At 63.2% G+C, this 19,721-nt stretch carries 15 protein-coding genes; 3 read left to right on the top strand and 12 right to left on the bottom strand.

The features are described 5' to 3' along the window. Nucleotides 1–83: 83 nt before the first annotated feature. From AC3RLQ_RS04270 to AC3RLQ_RS04225, 10 genes are all read right to left on the bottom strand, one after another. Nucleotides 84–374, bottom strand: a complete 291-nt coding sequence (locus AC3RLQ_RS04270) for a hypothetical protein (RefSeq protein WP_493034646.1) — start codon at nucleotides 372–374, stop codon at nucleotides 84–86. Nucleotides 375–526: 152 nt separating this feature from the next. Then, nucleotides 527–1,294: a hypothetical protein gene (locus AC3RLQ_RS04265; RefSeq protein WP_493034642.1), complete on the bottom strand. Its 768-nt coding sequence runs from the start codon at nucleotides 1,292–1,294 to the stop codon at nucleotides 527–529. A 746-nt stretch (nucleotides 1,295–2,040) separates the two neighbouring features. Further along, nucleotides 2,041–4,710 (bottom strand): DUF1592 domain-containing protein, encoded by a 2,670-nt coding sequence (locus AC3RLQ_RS04260; protein WP_493034641.1) that lies wholly within the window; start codon nucleotides 4,708–4,710, stop codon nucleotides 2,041–2,043. A 717-nt stretch (nucleotides 4,711–5,427) separates the two neighbouring features. After that, the gene (locus AC3RLQ_RS04255) at nucleotides 5,428–5,868 is read right to left on the bottom strand and encodes a hypothetical protein (RefSeq protein ID WP_493034639.1); all 441 of its coding nucleotides are present in this window, start codon (nucleotides 5,866–5,868) and stop codon (nucleotides 5,428–5,430) included. A 153-nt stretch (nucleotides 5,869–6,021) separates the two neighbouring features. Beyond that, nucleotides 6,022–6,174, bottom strand: coding sequence for a hypothetical protein (locus AC3RLQ_RS04250; RefSeq protein ID WP_493034637.1), 153 nt, complete (start codon nucleotides 6,172–6,174; stop codon nucleotides 6,022–6,024). Between the two features lie 541 nt (nucleotides 6,175–6,715). Next, entirely contained in the window at nucleotides 6,716–7,354 is a 639-nt protein-coding gene (locus AC3RLQ_RS04245) for a hypothetical protein (protein ID WP_493034635.1), read from the bottom strand. A 5-nt stretch (nucleotides 7,355–7,359) separates the two neighbouring features. Then, on the bottom strand, nucleotides 7,360–7,788 hold the full coding sequence (locus tag AC3RLQ_RS04240) for a DUF3037 domain-containing protein (protein WP_487690116.1): 429 nt from the start codon (nucleotides 7,786–7,788) through the stop codon (nucleotides 7,360–7,362). A gap of 5 nt (nucleotides 7,789–7,793) precedes the next feature. After that, nucleotides 7,794–8,498 (bottom strand): hypothetical protein, encoded by a 705-nt coding sequence (locus AC3RLQ_RS04235; protein WP_493034632.1) that lies wholly within the window; start codon nucleotides 8,496–8,498, stop codon nucleotides 7,794–7,796. After that, on the bottom strand, nucleotides 8,491–9,666 hold the full coding sequence (locus tag AC3RLQ_RS04230; protein WP_493034630.1) for an AAA family ATPase: 1,176 nt from the start codon (nucleotides 9,664–9,666) through the stop codon (nucleotides 8,491–8,493). The genes AC3RLQ_RS04235 and AC3RLQ_RS04230 overlap by 8 nt, the downstream gene beginning before the upstream one ends. A gap of 518 nt (nucleotides 9,667–10,184) precedes the next feature. After that, on the bottom strand, nucleotides 10,185–11,069 hold the full coding sequence (locus tag AC3RLQ_RS04225; protein WP_493034628.1) for a hypothetical protein: 885 nt from the start codon (nucleotides 11,067–11,069) through the stop codon (nucleotides 10,185–10,187). Nucleotides 11,070–12,242: 1,173 nt separating this feature from the next. Between AC3RLQ_RS04225 and AC3RLQ_RS04220 the strand changes: the two genes are divergently transcribed. Beyond that, nucleotides 12,243–14,147, top strand: a complete 1,905-nt coding sequence (locus tag AC3RLQ_RS04220) for a DUF6600 domain-containing protein (protein WP_493034626.1) — start codon at nucleotides 12,243–12,245, stop codon at nucleotides 14,145–14,147. Between the two features lie 501 nt (nucleotides 14,148–14,648). Here the strand turns inward: AC3RLQ_RS04220 and AC3RLQ_RS04215 are convergent. Together AC3RLQ_RS04215 and AC3RLQ_RS04210 are read right to left on the bottom strand one after the other, a co-directional pair. Continuing rightward, nucleotides 14,649–15,155, bottom strand: a complete 507-nt coding sequence (locus AC3RLQ_RS04215) for a hypothetical protein (protein WP_493034624.1) — start codon at nucleotides 15,153–15,155, stop codon at nucleotides 14,649–14,651. 400 nt (nucleotides 15,156–15,555) lie between these two features. After that, complete coding sequence (locus tag AC3RLQ_RS04210) at nucleotides 15,556–16,668, bottom strand: acyltransferase family protein (RefSeq protein WP_493034622.1); 1,113 nt, start codon at nucleotides 16,666–16,668, stop codon at nucleotides 15,556–15,558. A 273-nt stretch (nucleotides 16,669–16,941) separates the two neighbouring features. Here AC3RLQ_RS04210 and AC3RLQ_RS04205 point away from each other — a divergent pair, with 273 nt between their 5' ends. Beyond that, nucleotides 16,942–17,856: a PGAP-CTERM sorting domain-containing protein gene (locus AC3RLQ_RS04205; RefSeq protein ID WP_493034620.1), complete on the top strand. Its 915-nt coding sequence runs from the start codon at nucleotides 16,942–16,944 to the stop codon at nucleotides 17,854–17,856. A gap of 56 nt (nucleotides 17,857–17,912) precedes the next feature. Next, the gene (gene xrtZ, locus AC3RLQ_RS04200; protein ID WP_493034618.1) at nucleotides 17,913–19,463 is read left to right on the top strand and encodes an exosortase Z; all 1,551 of its coding nucleotides are present in this window, start codon (nucleotides 17,913–17,915) and stop codon (nucleotides 19,461–19,463) included. The last annotated feature ends 258 nt before the right edge of the window (nucleotides 19,464–19,721 follow it).

Here is a 19,721-nt window from a genome sequence, read left to right as displayed (position 1 = left end):
CAAAATCGCTGCTGATGAGACTGAGGCGGTTTCAGCGGTGAGTTGAGATGAACGCCATGGCCGCAGGCGGTTCGCGCGCTGGATTACTTCCGGATTTTTTCGATGAGCAGTGCGATGCATGTGAGCGCCGCGGGGCCGAGGGTGATGAGTGCTGCGGTCCATGAAAATCCGACGGTAAAGGTCGGATGGCTGGTGTGTAACATCACGCCCAGCGTGAAGAGGATCAGGAGGCTGAGGCCGTTGAGCTTCAGGATGGGCCGCCACCAGTCGGGGCCTTTAAAACAGGCGAAGGGCAGGATGACGAGCCGCACGGAGCTGATGACAAGGAAGATCCAGATGGCCGGGAGCAGGAGGAGAATGCTCAGTGGTGGCATGGCATAGGCCAGGGTTGGGCGGCAGCGGGATCATTCGAAGGGGCTGCTTTTAGGCGGATCGTATTTTTTTGATTTTTTGCATCCTGACCCCATTTTGAGGGGGCGGCGGGGGCGCGGTTTCTTAATGGCCCGCTGAAGGGAGCCTGGCGGGGTCACTTCACGGAGACTTGCTTGTCGAGCTTGTCGGCGGAGGTGCCGAAGAGGCCTTCGCGGCTTTTGGGGAAGCGGAAATACAGGGTCGATGGTTTGTCGTCGCTCCAGCCATCGACGGTGAGCAGGTCGTCGTCTCCCTGGGTCCATTTGAGGGGCCATTCTTTGCCGGAGGCATTGGCCTGGGTGCCGGTGCCGTCTGCTTTGAAGGTGAAATGACTGCCGCTGGCGGTGGCCCATTTTTTTCCGACGAAGGACCGGGTCTGGCGGGAGGGGGCTTCGGAATTGCCGCCGAGTTTTTCGAGCTCGGTCTTGGCGGCGAGGGCGTCTTCGAGCTTTCCGGCCTTGGCGTAGGTGTCCTGCAGTTTCTGCAGTTCGCGGACATAGACGGCGTCGCTTGGCTGCAGGGCTTTGTCGCGCGACTGGACCCAGGACTTGCGGAGGGTGGCGAGCTTGGCGGGTTGTTTGGCAGAGGTGGCGGCGGTGGCGGTGGCTGAAGCGGCGGCGGCGGCGTCTTCGACCACGCTCTGGCTTTCGGCTTTGACTGCCATGGCGTCTTCCAACTGACCGGCCTTGGTGAAGGTGTCGAGCAGCTTCTGCAATTCGCGCAGGTAGCTTTCATCGATGGGCTGTGCGGCACGGGCGCGGGCCTGCTCCCAGGATTTTCTGAGCATGCTGATCTGCGCGGGCTCTGCGGCGAGAGTGGATGCGCAGGTGACGAGGCTTAAGAAGCCGATGAGGACCAGGGCGCTGAATTTTTGAGTGTTCATAGGCGATGCGTTGCCTGCCATTTATAGAGGCCGGGGATCGAGATGGAAGACTTTTCTGCCGCACCCACTGAGAAATGGGCTCTGCGGTGGTGAAGTGAGTTTTTGAACGGGCAGGAAATTGAAGGGATGGCTTAGCTGCTGATAAAGGCGGTGCGGGGATTGTGATGAGCGCCTGGGGGCTGACGCCGGAGCGGGTTGCAAACGGGTGAGGCAAGTGCGGTGCGCCGGAGAGTATGCCATGGGATGCTTTTTTCGTTTGGTTTCTGGTATTCGATGGATGTCCGGCCTGCGGAAAGTGGTAGCTGCGTTCGTTCCTTACTTCGCGACCGCAGTCCATATGGGAGGCGGGGGCAGGCGGTGCTCATTGCAGACGCTGCTGGCACCCGGCCTCGTGTTGAGGTGCTCTGGGTTTGCTGCCCGGATTGGCTTCCTAAACCCAGGGGAGCACTCGCTAAAGCTCGGCACCCCTGGGCTGAATAACGGAAGGCCGTTGGCCTTCAAGACAAGGATGTCAATCTATAGCGGTTCGTAAAACTCATTTCCATTGAGCGGCTGTTTCTTGCTCGACGATCATGGGCTTCGACGGCGGCTGGTTGAGGACAACCAGCCCTACCAGCGCTGGGCATGCGAGCGCCCAGCGCGAGGTAGGGCGGCTTGTCCTCAAGCCGCCGCCGAGCGTCTCCACGCTCGCTTTCCGGAAATCAGTTTCGGAAAATGCTATATCGCGCAAGTCTCAATAGCAGGCGCTACTTCTTTGCGGGGGCGGCACTGGGTGGTGGCGCGGGCTTGGCGGTCGGCGCAGCAGGTTTTACGGCGGGAGCAGGTGTGGCGGAAGTCGCGGCTGCGGGCTTGCTGGTGGCTGGCGCGGCGGGCTTGGCAGCAGCGGGCTTGGGTTTCGCGGCGGGAGCGGCAGCGGCTGGAGCGCTGAGGGTTTCGACGATGCGGCGGTTGAGGAAGGGGTAGCTGGTGATGACGGAGGTGATGAGGGTCTGCATGCGGTGGTTGTCTTTGGCGATGCCCGTCATGAGCTGGTCGATGATGATTTCGTCGTAGCCTTCAAGCTGGCGGCAGAGGGCGTAGGCGAGGAGTTTTTCGGTGAGGTTGCGGGTGAGGTCGTCTTTGCGGGCGGCGATGATGGCTTTGAGCTCGGCGGGGGTGCTGAAGCGCTTGCCGCCGGGGAGCTCGCCGGCGGCGTCGATGGGGCCGCCGGTGTCGTCCTGGGCGCGCCAGCGGCCGATGGCGTCGAAGTTTTCGAGGCCGAAGCCGATGGGGTCGAGGATCTTGTGGCAGTTGGCGCAGACGACGTTGGTGCGGTGGAGCTCGGTGCGCTGGCGGAGGGTGAGGTTGGCGATTTTCTTTTTGTCCTGCTTCTCAAGGGTGGGGACATTCGGCGGTGCGGGGGGAACGTGCTGGCCGAGGATCTGCTCGAGCACCCAGACGCCGCGTTTGACGGGGCTGGTGCGATTGGGGAAGGAGGTGACGGCGAGGATGCCGGGCATGCCGAGGATGCCGCCGCGATTGGGGTCGGGGAGTTTGACGCGGCGGAGGTTTGAGCCGGTGATGGCGTCAGCGGGGGCTGGGGAGTTATTGGATGCCAAGTTTTTGGCAAGGGAATGAGGAGCAATGGAATGGGGAGCCGGAGGGGGGGAGTGAGTAGCCGAGCTACTGGTGGTGGTAGTTGCCGGGGAGGTGGGGGATGGTGACTTGGCAGCTGAGTTAGAGGCTGCTGAGTTGGGAGAGGATGAGGAGGATTTGTTGCCTTCTTCTGCGGTGTTTTTTGCGCCGAGGTTGTAGAGGGCGGCGAGGGGTTCGTTGAGGTAGGTGTAGTCGGCGGTGATGAAGGTGGAGACGGGGGCGTTTTCGCGGATGATGCTGGTGAAGAGGAGGCGGGCTTCGTCGTACATGGCCTGACGGAGCGCGGGGGTCATCTGGGGGAATTTGGTGGTGTCGAAGGTCTTGTCTGCGAGATCGGCGAGGCCGAGCCACTGGGCGCCGAAGCCATCGAAGAGGGCGCGGGAGCGGTCGTCCCGGAGCATGCGGGCGACCTGGGTGCGGAGGACGGCGGGGTCGTGGAGTTTGCCCTGATCGGCGAGGGTGGAGAGCTCGCCGTCTGGCATGGTGGCCCAGAGGAGGTAGGAGAGGCGGGAGGCGAGCATCCAGTCGTCGAGGGGGAGGATCTCGGGTGCGGGTGGGGTCCCCTGCCCTGCGGTGGTGGGGGGTGGGTTCGAGTTCGAGGACGAGGTGGTGGGGGTGCTGGCGGGGGTGATGTAGAGGAACTGGGGGGATACGAGGGTGGCCTTGAGCATGAGCTTCAGGGCGTCTGCGTGGGGGAGTTTGTTCTGGGTGGCGAGGTCGTAGACTTGGAGGAGGACGTCGAGCTCTGCATCGCTGGCGGGGCGGCGGTAGGTGGCACGGGTGAGGGTGCGCGCCACGTTGCGGGCGGCGGTTTTGAGATCGCTGCCGGTGGCGGGTGCGGGGCCGAGGAAGAGGTGCAGGAGCGGGAAGCTTGAACCACGGGAGAAGGCTTGCTCCAGCGCGGCATTGGCGATGCCAAGGTACTGCTCCATTTGTAACGGTGACAGCGTGTTGAGGTAGCCTTCGCCGGGGACTTCGTCGGGGAGTTCTTTGACGATGCTGGGTTCGACGCCGAGGAGATCGTGGAGGGTGTTGCCGTACTCGGTTTTGGTGAGGCGTCGGATGACGAAGGCGCCGGGGTCCTGAGGGCTGAGGTATTTGAGGCGGTCGACCCAGGCCATGAACTCTTCGCGCTCGGCGTCGGTGGGCTGTTTGTCGGCGTCTTCAGGGGGCATGTCGTGCGCGTTGACGGTGGCGAGGCCGAGTTTCCAGCGGCGGGAGTGGGCGGGGTCGGAGGGGTTTTTGAGCGCGGGGGCAAAGTTGACGCCGCCTTTCATGCGGCGGTCGCAGTGGCACTCAACGCAGTAGGTACCCATGAAGGGGGTGATCTTGTCTTTGAAGGTGCGGCGGACTTCGTCGGCGGGGGTGAGGGCGGTGAGTGCGGGGGGATTTAGCGCGGGGGCTTTGGGTGTGGCGGTGGGGGTGTTTTTGGCAAGGGAATGAGGAGCAATGGAATGGGGAGTGGGAACCGGAGGGGCGGTGGGTTTTGTGGGGGCGGCTGGTGGAGCGGGGGCCTTGGCCGCTGGTGTCGCCGAGGGGCTGGCGGCTGCGGAGGATGCAGGTGCTGCGGGGGCTGCGGGGGCTTTGCCGGGAGCTGGCGGTGTGGCTGCAGCGGGGGCTTTGGCCGCAGGTGTCGCGGGGGCGCTGAGGGCTGCAGGCGCCTTGGCTGGCGCGGGTGTTTGTGCGTGCGTGGTGGGCGCGGGCAGCAGGGCGATGAGGGCGCAGCAGAGGACGACGGGCAGGATGACGCGGAGGGCAGGCCGCTGGGAACGTGGGGGCATCGGGGGATTCTTCAATGGGGGTACCGGAGGTTACGGTGCGCGTGGGGTGGGTCTTGCGCGAAGCTACGTAGGACGAACGTGGCGACAGCCCGTCCGTCCATGAGCGTGGGGCGAGGGTTTTGAGCTTCCGAGTTTGGGGCGAGGCGGCCTTGGGCCTTGGGAGTATCGCGGGCGCTGTGGCGTAGGAGCGTCCTCGCAGTCGGGCGGTTTGGCGGAGGTGGCGCTGGAGGATGGGCAGCGCTCGGCGCCAAACACGACCGACCTACGTTCCAGCAAGCCGCATGCGCTTCTCGTGGCGTAGAAGAACATGCATCCCGCATCCAAGGACGTGGCTGATCTGGGTGGGCTGAGACACGAGTTCGGGTTGCAAACTCGGCTGGCTCAGCATCTGCCGCTGGGGAGTTGCGGTGGTTTTGTGTCACCGCTACGCGGTTCCACGGGAGGGCATGGTGGGCGGGGGCGTTTACCGTGGGTTGGCACCCACGGCTACCGTTGTGCCAGCGCTACGCGCTTTCGGAGATGGCGTGGGGCAAGCCGCTGTGCATGAGCTTGCATGGCTCCCGTGCTCATCATTTGGTCTCGCTTTTGGAGATGGCCTGCGGGGCAAGTAATCAGGCGTGAGCTTGCATGGCACCCTTGTCCGTCATTCGGTCTCGCTTTCGGAAATGGCCTGCGGGGCAAGCAATCAGGCGTGGGCTTGCATGACTTCCTTGTCCCTCATTCCGCCTCGCTTTCGGCGCGCTGTTTTTCGAGGCCGCACCACCAGTTCCAGTAGTGCGGGCAGCTTTCCATGCGCAGGATTTCTTCGCTGGTGTGGCCGCTGCGGTGGGGATCGAAGTTCATCGCTTTCATGTGGTCCACGAAGGCGTCGGGGAGGCGGACGTTCCGCTCCACGTAGAGGGCGAGGACTTCGGGCCAGATCCAGACGCCATCGCTGCGCACGAGGGAGCTGAGGGGCGGGCCGTCGTAGTTGAGGCGGAATTTGTGATAAGAGAGCATGCCGCCGCAGGGGACGCCGCCTCTGAGATAACGGATGATCTTTTCTCTGTTTTCCACCTGCCAAGTGGGATCGATCACCAAGGCGGGGTGGATGGAATAATAGTCATCGAGATGCTCGGACCAAGACCCCACGGTCATGACTTTTTTGCGCGCAGACATTCGTGCTGCGAGGATGGAGAAAAAGTGGGGCGGAGTCCAGCGCGGGTTTGGCTGGGGGGGCCCGTTCTTCGCTAAAGCTTCGAAGGGCAGGCTGGATGCTGGATGCTAGATCCTCGTTGAGGCTCCCCTGCCCTGCTGCGGATGCAGGGGGGCTTATTGAAGGACCTGCAGGAGCACGCGGCTCACCAGGAGGAGGATCACGGAGGCGTAGATGACGCCGCAGGCGATGTCTTCTGGCTGCGTGACGCGCCGGGCGGTGCTGGGCGCGGTTTCATTGAAGGTGAAGGGCGGCATGGGAGAGGTCATGGTCGTGGTGGGTGCGGGGTGGATGACGTATCTGGGCCGGAGGGCGTGAGGGCGAAGGAATCCGTGATGGACAGCCCCAGACTAACCTGCCGCGGCGGGAGTGACGATGAGTGAAAGGTTTATAATTTGGGACGTTCGTGTTTAGGGGGATGGGGCGAAGACAGGCGGGCCGGAGGGCGAGCGCAGTGAGGCACTGCCCATCGCACTTCCAAGCAGCGGGGTCGCCTGCAGACTGGGCTGGGCAGTGGATGGCTTTGTGATTGGATGGCTGCGACACTTCGCATGTGTTCACGGCAGGACCTCTGTTCACGTCTCCGTGAACACCCTGATTTTCGTGAACAGACCTCATTCCGATCTGGCCCGGCGGGGCTCCATTCCGTACTGGGAGCGCCGACATGTTGTCGGCTCTGGGAAGCTGCGCGATGGGTGCGGACAGCGCATTTTCAGCGGAGCTTGATTCCCTGTCGATCAGCCAGGGACGCTCGTCCGGAGCCGACCAAATGTCGGCGCTCCCAGCCATGAGCCGCGCCAAGCATCGGGGTCAGTCTTTGACTTTGAGCTCGCTGGCGGTGAGCCGGGGCAGGACGGGGGTGCCGGTGGTGGTCCAGTCCTGCTTGGGGAGATCGATGGCGAAGGTGAGCGTGCCGGTGTGCTGGGCGGTGCCGGAGACGAGGGTGCCGGTGCATTGCTGCGGGGTGCAGCGGACGTTGCGCAACTGGAAGGCGGACGCGGCGGCATCGAGCCCTGCTTTTTGGAAGAGCACCAGCCTCTGCTCGCCGAGCGCGGTGAAGTCGCAGGTGATGGAGCTGCGGTCTGCGAGGCGCAGGATGAGGAGGGAGAAATTGGCCCGGTCCGTCTGGATGGCGAGCGCGAGGTAGGATTCATCATCGCTCCACTGCGGCGTGCAGCGCCCCTCCGGCGCGGTGATGACGAAGGGCGGCCGGCCCTTCTCCTCCAGCACGAGGGTCTGCGTGGCTTCGGCGTCCACCCCTGCCCTTGCCGCGACCGACGCGTCCAGCGTCATGGCACCGGGGAGCGGGGCGGTATCACCCAGGCGCAGGTGGAGCTTACCGCTGGGGGAGGCGAGTTGGGTGGGTGCGGGTGGTGTGTAGGACTCTGCCGCTGCGGCGGCGAGGGGGAGGGCCAAGGCGAGGAGGATGGTGGCTAGAGTCGCTTTCATGGGGATCAAGCGGCGACCAACTGCGGCGCGGTTTGCGGGCGTGCTTCCATGCGGACGTAGCGCTTGAAGAGCTCTTTCGTGAGGTTCTCCGTGTCGGTGGTGAGCAGGGTTCTCACCTCGCCGAAGCGCAAGGTGGATTCCCGGGGGCGCACGGCTTCCTGAAAAGCGAACTGGCAGGTCTTGGGATCGCGAATCATGGCCTTCACGCGCTGCATTTCCTGCTCCATGGCGGCGGCTGCGGCGGCAAAGGCTTGTTCGTTCTGATCGGGAAAAAGCGCCTTCATGCGGGTGGTCATCTTTTCCTCCATGATGAAGTCAAACCAGCAGGGCTGCAGGCAGTTCACCACGACGCCCACGTTCACAAACTCCCCCGTCTCCGGGTAGGGCAGGAAGCGAAGCACAGCGTAGTTGCAGGCGGCTTGGGGTGGGTTCATGGCAATCATGAAATGGCGGATGTGAAATCCAGATTAAAGCGCTGAGCCTCTGTGCAAATAGAACAAACGTTCTTCCACTCCACCGCCACTTCCACGGCCTTTGCCTCATAGTCTGCCGGTGTGGAAATCTTTTCAGCACGCGGACGATTTCTGAGCTGCCCTTTGGGGTTGCGCTGGCATTCAAGTCCTCCGCTCTGCACTAGAGCATCTCCAGGGAACAAGGCCGCCAATACCCAGGATTCCAATGCCTGTGCCGGAGTACACAACACTACATTATGAGGGGTTTCTGTTTCCCCCATCCAGCGCAGCATCACAGATCGAAGCTTATTCGTCGTGGCGGAGCACGGCGGGCAAACTTCAGAGCAAGGCAGGTCACCCGAGGCATCCTCGATGTGACCTTTCTGGTAAGTTGTTCGTGCAACATCAGCATCAATCTGGACCACCAACACGTCATACCTCCTAAAGAGGACATGACCGGACAGCTTCCCATCGTTGTCAGCGACGGCCTGTTTGCACCAGCGGTAAACACCCGGCCATCCCACACCAGTGCTCCCAGGTTGGGCATTGAAAGTTGAATCAAGCAAAGGTTGAAGCTCCGTGATGATCACTTGCCGCCCAGTCAGCAACGAGCCAATCACAGCCTCCAGGATTTTGAAGTCCGTCGTGCCTTCGACCACCAGTCCAATCTTAATAATTTTTGACTTAGACATTGGGCACCCCTCCCAGATGCCCCATGATCCACAGTCGTGACAGAGTCGCACCATCACGCGCAGCCAGCGCACGGAGTTTTTCATCTACGATCACCCGGTTTACCACGGTTTTCCCTGCAAAAGTCCGATCTACAGTGAACAGTCGCACACGCTCATCATTTAAAGGCAGCCCATCCAACGCCATCGGATTATGTGTCGTGAGCAACACCTGTCTGTCTTGGGTTGCCAGCAGATGAGTACATATGTTCTGCATCAACACCTTCACCAGACGTGGATTCATGCCGTGATCCCAATTCTCCACTGCAAAGAAGGCCGGGGCCTTGGGATGCAGACACAGCACCATGATAAAGGCCAAATACAATGCACCTTCGTTGATGTCTCCTGGGCCAAGAAGGCGAAAGTGTCCCGTGTCATTCCGAAAATACTTATCCATAAAGGCCAGCATAGGAGGGGGAGCAGGTTCCGGAGCTTTCTCGCCCTTCAGTTTCATCACACCGAATCCACCGAACCATGACAGAGCTCGTTTAAACTCAGCCATCAATTGGGAACCCGTTTCTTTTTTCTCGGTCAGTTCATCCACGGCCTCTGCCAATCGCCCACCAGAAAGACCAAGAGGTTCTCTGATGCTGCGGTCTTCCACCGCTCCACGCAGAAACGGGGTGTCCGGCTGATAGATCGAAAATGCCGCCAGACTTTTCAAAAATATGGATACCGGCGCTGTCGGAGCGATCTCCGCCAGCCTCAGTGCTGCAAGCCCGGACTCTGGATCGCGACTTGCCGAACCATTCGCCGAGCGACGATCTACAATACTTTTTTTGCCCTCACGCAGCATCTCTTTCTGGTAGTGCCAAGCCCCCAGCCTTCCTTCCTTCGGGCTGCTGAGTTCAACTCGGTAGCTCGCATTGACACCTTCCGCTGAAAGCCTAGCACTAGCATCCAAAGCCGAGTCTTGAAACAATGGACGATAATAGGAGCCTGACCGACATCCGCGCCACATCAGCAGCGACTGATCCACCTTGCCGCCAGCCGCCGCCGCCAAGAGAGCGATTCCCTCCAGTAAATTGCTTTTGCCACTACCGTTCGCCCCGATGATCACATTCACCTGCCCAAGCTCAAGCTCGACTGATTCGATGGATTTAAAGGACTCAATATGCAGACTTTTGATCATAGATTCTGTCATTGATGCTAACTCAGCATGGTTTCATTGGCGAGTACATTGCGTCCCAAACGCTGCTCATCCAACAGCTTACCGGCAGCGACAGCAGAGTGAAGTTGAACGGTGGGGCTTACCGGGTCTTGGCAGCTTTTGAGCTGGGAGCCGACTTGTTTAGGTTCGAGTTTCAGCAGTCTTCGGACAGGCCGGCGAGGGCGGTGAAGGGCATTTATCGGCCTTTCTTGCGCGGGTCGAGAACGCAGCAATTGCAGAGATTAAAGAGACCGGCGCGGGTGGTCTGATTGACGGCGTTGTGGCACTTTTTGGTGGCTGGCGAAGGTGTTGAGCTGCTCGGGGTGCTTGAGATCGTATTGCAAATATGCAACTGAGTACTAAAACGTTTCAAATTAGTAGTTCGTCACTGTCGCCATCGGCAGAACTCAAAGCTGGGAAGATCGGACCTCGTTGCACAGCATTGGGGTAGGTTTCTAGACCAGTTGCGGCGCAACAGGTCTACTTTTTCGACCTCCCGCTCACGGGTTCCCTGCGCCGGGGGGAGGCGGCGCACTGCCAGGCGGTGGCTCAGTCCTCGGCGGCGGCGTATTGCCGGAGGCTTTGTAGACGGCGAGTTTTTTGCGGTATTCGAGGGCGCCTTCGGGGCTGATGGCGCAGATGGGTTCGGGGCCGACGTCGGTGGTGATGACGTAGACGCTGATAATCTTGCCTGAGGTCAGGGGGACGCTGGAGGGGAGGATGCGGAGGGTGGGGCCGAGGGCGAAGGGTTTGCCGGTGGTGGCTTGCTCGGCGTATTCGGGCCTGCCCTGGGGGGTGAGCTTGACGCGATCACTCCGGCCGGTGCGGGAGGGGATCATGACGGGGAGTTTGTCGGTGGCGAGGACGTCGATGAGGAGGGCGTCTTCGGTGTGCTGGACGCGGCTGATGTAGCAGCGGTGGGGCTGGCTGCGGATGCGCTGGAGCTCCTGGGCATCGGCCTCTTCCTGCTGGCGGACGGCGGCGGCTTTGGCTTTTTGATCGGCGTCGGTGATGATGGCCTGGGCGCGCTGGCTCTGCTTGTCTTTGATGACCTGGACTTCGTTTTTGGGGTCGTAGCCGAAGAGGGTCTGGAGCTCGGGCGGGAGCTCGGCGAGGGGGACGGTGGAGATGCCGTTGGCGTGGCTGAAGCGGACTTCGTGGGCGTCAAACCGGGAGACTTTGACGTCGGTGTAGGTGACGCCTTTGGTGGTGGTGAGGGTGGGAAAGGCGAGCGGCTCGGCGTGGAGGGGGAGGCTGAGGGAGAGGCCAAAGCCGAGGATGAGGGTGAAGCTGAGCACGAGGAGGGTGCTGGAGACGCTGCGCTGGCGTGGGGTGCGAATGCGGCGAGGACGCTGCTGCGTGGGCTGAGGGGTGGCGGGCGACATGGGTGGAATGGCGGGTGTGTGCGCGCCGGACGCTTAATGAAGATTCGCGATGGGTGGGAGTGGCGCAAGGGGGAGTTTGTGGCGGCGTGAGTGGTGGAGTGCGGGGCGGTGCAGATGGACAGGATTCACAGGATGGCAGAATTTCAGGATGACTGCGGGGGTGCGCCGAGCGTGGCGGGGTAGACGAGCGAAGTGAGCCCGGAGGGGGAGCGCAGCGAATCAGTGGTGGAGTGGTGGGACGTTCGGTTTTGCCGCAGAGGGGCGGAGAGGCAGAGGGGGCAGAGGCTGGGTGGCTTTTGGGCTGCGATTGGGTGAGGATTTCGGGCGTCTCGGGGTGGGCACGGGGTGGTGGGGCGAAGAAGGATTGCCGGCTGCCGCTTTCGGGTATTTTCTGGTAGGCGTGAGCCACGGAGGACGGCGAAAGCGGTAGCTGCGTTTCCTTCTTCGCTAAAGCTACGAAGGACAGGCTGTTCCTCACTTCGCGACCGCAGTCCATATCGGAGGCGTGGGCATGCGCGTGGATTTGGAAGCGGAGCGAAGCGCAGATAGACAGCCGCAGGCTGCCCCGAAGGGGTGAGCGACAGCGAGCCGAACGAAGTGAACCGGAGCGAAGCGGAGATAGCCGAAGGCAAACAGATGACTGAAAGGAGCCCGAAGGGTGAGCGAAGCGAATCAATCAATGCGGTCGCGCAGATGCACGGCGCAAGCCTGCATCGGAGCTACCGCTTTCGAGCGTCTCGTGGTGGGCGTGGGGTGATGAGGCTTGCGAAAATTCACCGGCTGCCGCCTTCGGGTATTTGCTGGTATGGACGTGTCACCGAGGACGGCGAAAGCGGTGGCTGCGTTTCCTTCTTCGCCAAAGCTACGAAGGACAGGCTGTTCCTCACTCCGCGACCGCAGTCCATATAAGAGCGTGCGCGTGCGGGGCGAATTTGGAAAAAGAGCGAAGCGCAGTCCCTATGGGGGCGACTGTGGCCTGATCCCAGAGGCAGGGTTTCACCCCATAGCCGTTTGGGAGGGTGTTCCCTAGGCTGAGGGCATGTGCGCGGGTGGTGGTGTGAATAATAAACATCCACTTCGCGTTCAACATGCGAACCTCAAGGTGCGGGACGCTTGCTGTGCGGCCCTGCTCGATTCTTTCTCCCCTCCAACCCTTTGCCTTTTTACCCTGCCATGAAACGTTCTTTGATTCTCTTGTTTGCGGTGCTGCTGGCGGCGGTGGCTCCGATGGTGCCGGCGCGGGCGCAGTCGGGCGGTGATGCGCTGCCGATCGAGTTTATGTACGATGCGCTGAGCCCCTACGGGGACTGGATCTACACGCCGACCTACGGGTATGTGTGGCAGCCGCTGGCCTCCCAGCAGCCGGGCTGGGCACCGTATGCGGACGGGAGCTGGGCCTTTACCGATGCGGGCTGGACGTGGATTTCCAACGAGGACTTCGGCTGGCTGACGTATCACTACGGGCGCTGGATCATCCTAGGAAACAGCTGGATGTGGGTGCCGGGCAGCCAGTGGGCGCCGGCGTGGGTTTCGTGGCGGCAGTCGCAGGGGCAGATCGGCTGGGCGCCGCTGCCACCAGAGGCGCTGTGGTCGCAGAACGTGGGCTTTGGCGGGTGGACGGACAGCTACTACGATGTGGGGCCGTCTTACTACAATTTTGTGCCGGTGGGGATGTTTGCCAGCAGTGGATCGATGATGCCCTACATCATGGATCGCAGCCGGAACTACACGTATTATGATCAGTCGGTGAATGTGACGCACACGGTCTACCAGCAGAATGTGCTGAACAACATCTACGTGGGCGGGCCGGATCCGCAGCGGATCAATGGCTTCGGCGGGAATCAGGTGCGGCGCTTCACGCTGCGGCATGATGATGAGGGCTTTCGCCGGAACTGGCTGGACCGCCAAGGCGGCGGGCCGCAGCGTGGCGCGGGCGGGCCGTGGCGCATTGATCGGGATCGCGGCCAGCTGGTGGTGGCGGCGCCGAATTTCCGCAGAGATCCCTCGTCCCATGCGCTGCCTTCGCGGGTGCGCGAGATGATGGAAAAGCCGGTGACGGATCGCGGCTGGCACGGCGGGGGCGATGCGCAGGGCCTGCAGCGCCTGCGCCAGAAGCAGCGCGATGATCTGGAGCGCACGCGCCCGGCCATCCTGCCGGAGAAACGGGTGGAGCCTGCCACCAGCACGGTGCCGCCGCCTGCCACGGGCCGCGTGCTGAACCCTGAAGAGCGCCGCGGCCGGGGTGGCAATGCTGGCGAGACGATGCCGCCGAATGCGGACAGACGCCCGAAGAATGACGAGGAGCGCCGGCCCATGACGCCGAAGAATCCCCTGCCCTCTGGCGGGCCTCCCGGTGTGCCACCACGCACCAAGCCTGCGCCCACGGTGCCCGGAGCTGGCACAGTGCCGCCTGCGGGTCGGCCACGCAATACGGACCGCCCGGACAACGACCTGCCTCCCGGCCAGCGCCCAGGCATGAAGCCGGGTACGCCGCAGGATGAAACGCCGAAGGAACGCCCCGGCATGAGGCCGGGCGAGCGGCCCGTGATTCCACCGGGCAAGCCTCAAGATGATACGCCAAGGCAGCGCCCCGGCATGAAGCCGGACGAGACTCCGGGCCGCAGGCCGGGTGAAAGGAACAATCCCTCCTCCCCTGATGGCGCGGGCCGGGGTGGCAGGCCGGGTTTCATTCCGCAGGTGCCGCAAACGCCGCAGGTTCCAGTGGTGCCGAGGCGTCGCGAGCCGCAGTCTCCGCCGTCAGGCGTGGTGCCGATGCCGGGAGGCCCTCCCGGTGGTGGCATGCAGCCAGGCTTTCCGGGTCGCCGTCCAGGGCAGCCGGGGAATGCACAGCCGCCCCAGCAGCGCCCGCAGCAGCCGCCTTCCATGCCCGTAGTGCCGCCGCAGGGCAGGCCGGTGCCGATGCCCACGCCGCAGATGCCTCCGCAGCTGCGCCCGGTGCAACCCGTTCCCCAGCAGCCGCAGCCGCCTGTGCGCGTACAGCCGCCCCAGCAGCCGCAGCCACCTGCCGTGCCCGGAGCGCCGAATGCGCCGCAGGAGCGGGGCCGGAGAGGGCGGTAGATCTGCGAGCGTGTGATGACGCCGCGTGAGTTCGGTGCCGCCTTGAGTCGGGCGGTTTGGCGGAGAACGCGCCTGAGCATTGCGGCGCACATCTCGCCAAACACACCCAACAACCTACGATGAAGCGCCGCCTCAGTCGTAGGATGGGTATGGCGACAGCGCGCGTGTCCTTCGAAGCACGTAGTGCGAAGAATGGGCCCGTCCATCAGCGTACGGCAAAGCTACAAGGCGTGCGAACGTCCTCGCAGTCGGACGGTTTGGCGGAGGGAGCTGTGGAGTGAAGAAGCGGTTGCGGCGCCAAACACATCCAACCTACGGCCGGAGCGCCACGCTAGCTACCCGTGCCCAAAACCAGACCCGTTTTCTCAATGTCGCGTGGTATCGATCAAGCCACGAAGGACAAGCTGTGCCTCACTGCGCGACCGCAGTCCATAGGGGATGCGCGCTCAGCGTGAAGTGACTTTTACAAACTACGAAGCCAGTCCGGCAGCGGCTCCGCCTTCACGGGGATGCGTGCCCTGTGCCAAGGACTCCGAGCGTCTGCAGATAATTCCAGAGCGCCGCGCGGTCATCGGCGCGGCGCACGCGAAGGCACAGTCCTTTTTTACCGGAGGCGGTGGCGACCACACAGGGGACATCGAAAGCCTGCCGCAGTCCCGTGTTTTCCTCTTGGGAGAGCGCGCGGGAAAGCGGGATGGTGGAGCTGCCCGCCTCAAGCAGCAGCACTGGGGACATCAGGCAGAGGAAAACCACGGCAATCGTGATCCCCTGCCGCCAGCGGGACAGTCGAGTGCCGTAAAGGAGCGCAGGTGTGAAGATGGCAGCGGCCAGCATGAACAAGGGGCTGATTTTGACGACCCCCGCCCCCGCGATGTGCAGGGCTGCCGCTTGGTCGCCGTGAATCGCGGCAAAGTCTCCGGCGGGCATCAGCAGAAAAAGCGGCAGCACGAAATCCCCCGCCTGCCAGGGAGAGGACTCCGGTGCGGGTGCTGGGGCTGGATCTGCCATGGCACAAAGCTACCCGCAGGTCTGGCAGTCGCAAATGAGGATGGAGTTGGATTTTGAAGATTTGCCAGAGATCACCGCGACGATCACCTGGCCTGGTCTGGAGTGGGTTTGCATGAGCACCAGGGGACCGTGGATGGCATCCATGTTTCGCGTCGTCATTTTGTCCATTTTTTGCACACTGACCCCGGTTTGAGGGTGCGACGGCGGCTCAAAATGGGGTCAGTGTGCAAATTCTTGACAGTTTTGTCCTGCGCTCATCCCGGTCTGTTTCCAGAGTTTTTTGCACGTCTCAGGGGTGCCCGAGCCAGCTCATGGCCGGAGATTTAAACGTGGCATATTTTGTCAAGTTTTTGCACACTGACCCCATTTTGAGGTTCGGGGCCTGGCGCGTTTTTGGCGGCTAGGCGGAGCGGGCGCGGGGGCCGTTGAGGAGGCGGCCGAGCCAGGTGGGGCGGACGGCGCGGTCGTAGAGGATGAGGAGGACGATGAGGGTGAGGACCACGTTGAGGGTGAACTTGAGCCCGCAGTGGATGTCCCACGGGAGCATGACTTTCTGCAGCCAGAGGACGAGGGGGTAGTGGGCGAGGTAGAGCCAGTAGGAGGCGTCTGCGAGGTAGCGGACGCGGGGGCTGTGGGCGCCTGCATGGCGCAGGAAACCACCGGTGACGGCGAGGGCGCCGGCCCAGGCGTAGAGCGCGGAGGCGGCGATGATGAGGGCTTTGAGCCAGAGCGGGTGCGCCTGGCCGGGCGTGGTCCAGACGCTGTGGCCGATGCCGAAGACGGGAAAGCTGAGCACGGCGATGAGGAGGTAGCTCTTGCAGCTGCGCGCGAGTTCCGGCAGGCGATGGCTGCGGCGGTGGAGCCACCAGCCGAGGAGGAAAAAAGTGCCGTAGTAGAGGATGGCGCGGAGCGGCGGGGTCAAATCTGCCCCTTTGTCGTGCACGAGGCCGACATCGTGGTGGGCCCACATGAGGAGCATGCTGAGGGGGACAAGCGCGAGGATGCGCGCGGGGCGGGCGAGGAGCCAGTCGAAGCCGGCATCCAGCGCGCGGAGGCTGCGTGTGAAGGGTGCGCGAAGGCCGAGCCAGAGGATGAGGCTGGCGGCGGCGCAGTGGAGCAGGAGCATCTCAAGGAACCACAGGTGACCGGGACGGGCGAAGAGGCCGGGCCAGTGGCCGTCTGCCAGCGGGAGCTGCTGCGTGGCCCACAGGCTGATCCAGCTGGAGAGCGGCACAATGGTGAGCATGCCGAGGAGAAAGGGCAGGCCAATGCGCTGGGCGCGCTGCCGGATGAAGCCCTGCAGCCCGGACCGCTGCCAGAGGAAGCACGAAAAGAAACCGGCGAGGAGGAAGAAGAGATGACTGCGAAAGCCGCCGATGATGCCGACCATCAGCGTGAGGCCAAAGCTGCGGCTGGTATCGGCCATGGGCCAGGTATTCGCGAAGCTGACGTAAGCCAATGCGGCATGCTGGGTGATGACGGTGAGCATGACGACGGCACGCAGATTGTCCAAGGCGTGGAGTCGATGCCGGGGCTGTGCGGCGTGGGGAGCGGTAGGTTCTGGGGGAGGCAAAGGGCGGGCGGGGGTGCGGAAAAAAAGGGAGGCGATGTCTGATGAAGGGTGGTTGAGACAGGGACATCGGACGCTGGAGGGCGGCAGGCTGTATGCGGCTAACCACGAACCGAAAAAAGTTCACGAAGATCCCCTTGCAACACCGGTTTGCGCCCCCCCCCTGCATCTGTGGGGGTTTTCGGGCAAGGAAATGGGCGTGATTGTCAGGCCCTTATGAAATCCACCCTCCTGTCTGTCGTTCTTTTCGCCACCGCGCTGCCAGCCTTCGCGGAGGACTCCAATTCTTCCAAAACTTCCACTGAGGCAGCCGCCTCGCTGTCGAAGGAGTCGGAGGACTCCAAGAAAGAAGAAGAGGCCAGGAAAGCGGAGGGCGCCAAGAGGGCTGAAGCCGCCAAGATAGCAGCGACGAAGGCGGCGGACGACGCCAGGAAGGCGGAAGCCGCGAAGACGGCTGCGACGAAAGCTGCGGATGAAGCCAAGGCTGTGGCAGCGAAAGCGGCCGAAGACTCCAAGAAGGCCGAGGAGGCCAAGACCGCCGCCACGAAGGCTGCGGATGAGGCAAGGAATGTGGCCGCGAAGTCTGCGGATGATGCCAAAAACGCGGCATCGAGGGCGACGGATGACGCCAGGAAGGCCGAAGAGGCCCGGATGGCCGCAGAGAAGGATCCGAGAGACACCAAGAAGGCTGAAGAGGCCAAAATCGCAGCCACGAGGGCGACGGATGATGCCAAGATAGCCGAAGTCGCCAGGGCATCGGCAGCAAAGGCGGCGGATGACTCGAAGCGGGCCGAAGAAACCAGAATCACGGCAACGAGAGCTGCGGATGATGCCAAGACGGCGGCAGCGAAGGCGGCGGACAACGCCAAGACGGCCGAAGACGTGATGTTTGCAGCAACGCGGGCTGCGGATGAGGCCACGAAGACGGCGGACTCGACGATGGCGGATTTCCTGGCGGCTGCGGGCGCAGGCTGGTCCACGGGTGCGGGCACGGCGGCTGACGCGACCCAGGCGACCTCGGCGGTGGGTGCGGCTCCGGGCGCGCCGGCTCCTCCGGTGACGCTGCTGGCGGCTTTTGCCGGTGTGCTGGGCCTGCGCCAGGTGCGCTCACGTCTGCGCAAGGCGGCGTGATTTTGCGGCGGTGAGTTTTTAAGCTGCTGTCACTTTCTACTTTTTTCTACCACATCATGACTTTTCGTTTTTCATCTGCCGGCGTTCGAACGGGCGTGGCGGCCGCGGTGGTGGCGGGTGCGGTGCACCTGGCGCAGTCGCGGGATGTGGTGGTGGACTTCACGCGCCCGCTGGTGCTGGGCACGCTGCGGTGGTTTGGCAATGAGGCGGTGGACTGCGGGGAGGAGCTGCGGGTGGGAAAACTGCTGGTGCCGTGGACGCGGGACTGCGCGGGGATCAATCTGCTCTTCATCCTGCTGGCGCTGGCGGTGTGGGTGAACCGGAAGGAGAGCCGCGCGTGGCGCTTCTGGCTGTGCATGCTGGGCATGGTGCCGGCGGCGGCGGTGGCGAACGTGCTGCGGGTGCTGACGCTGCTGGCGTACCGCACCGTGGCGTATCCGGGCGTGGAGAGTCCGCAGACGCATTACTTCATCGGTTTCATCTGGCTGGTGCCGTTCATCTCGCTGATCACGCCGCGGGACGGTCGCGCGCTGCGGGCGGGCTTGATGGAGACGCTGCATGCGGCGGCGGTGGTGGCGCTGCTGGCGCCGATGGCGGGCACGCCAAACGCGCTGCTGCTGACGCTGGCGGCGGTAGTGGGCCTGGCGCAGTGCCGTGTGCGTGATGATGCGGCGCGCGCGCGTGCGTGGCCGCTGGCGGCATGGGTGACGGCGGGCGCGGGAATCGCGGGGGTGGGCATGGAATCGTTCTGGCTGCCGTGGCTGCTGCTGTGCCCGCTGCTGGTGCAGCCGCGCTGGATTGTGAGCGTGCCGGGCCTGGCCTGCATCGCATGCACGCACTCGCTGGTGGTCATGCAGCCGTGGTCCTGGGCCGTGGCGGCCGCAGGCGTGGCCTGGGTGATGTTTTACGGCGAGGGCGCGGATGAGACTGCGAAGGCGGGTGCGGGTGATAAAGCGGCGGATGGCGATATGAAGGCTGCTGATAAATCTGCTGCCGCAATCGCACATGATATGGCTGCTTTGACGGCGGATGTTAAAGCTGCTGCGCCGCTGCTGCCTGCATGCGTGGGGCCACGGCGCATGGGCTGGGCGGTGCAGATGGCTTTTTATGCCTGCCTCACCTTCCCTTTCCTGGCGTCCACGGTGCTGGCGATCGGGCAGAAAAGCTGGGAACCGCCTGCGGGCGTGATGTCGCGGTGCATCTCGCCGAACTGCTTTGAGGTGCGCCTGCACGGTCAGCCGAAGGAGATCGGGCTGGCGTGCTACAGCTCCGCGAGCCGCGACCGGCACCACACGCTGGAGGTGTGCCTGAAGTATCGGGGCATCGAGCTCACTGCGGTGGAAGGCAGCCCGCAGGTGATGACGGACGGCAGGCACTGGTTCCGCGAATTCTTCATGCAGGACGGCCACATGCTGGCGGACTACCCCGCCTACGTGCGCAGCACCTTCGTCCCATGGCGGGACCCGGGCGTGCACCTGATCTTTGTCTCCGCCAATGACGCTCACAGCGCCGCTGAATTCAACACGGCCTGCGAGGCGCTGGCGCAGCGTTTTTATGAGGAGTGCGTCGGCGCCACGGATGCGCGAGTGGCGGTGGTGAAGGAGTGATACCACAGACATTTGAAAACGAGTCTGAGCATCGTCAAAGGCAGGCGGCTGGTGTCGTAGGACGGTTGTGGCGACAGCCCGCCCGTCTGTGAGCGTACTGCAAACACTCCGGCTTGCGAATGCCCTCGCAGTCGGGCGGTTTGGCGAACAAGGCGGTGGAAGATGGCATGGTTTCGACGCCAAACACACCCAACCTACACCCGGGCGCCGCGCTGCCCGCCTGTTCGAGAACAGGTCTGCTGAGACCGGATGACAAAC

Source organism: Prosthecobacter sp. GW821-HT29F12 (genome assembly GCF_058803405.1).
This window is presented reverse-complemented; position numbering and strand designations above follow the sequence as displayed.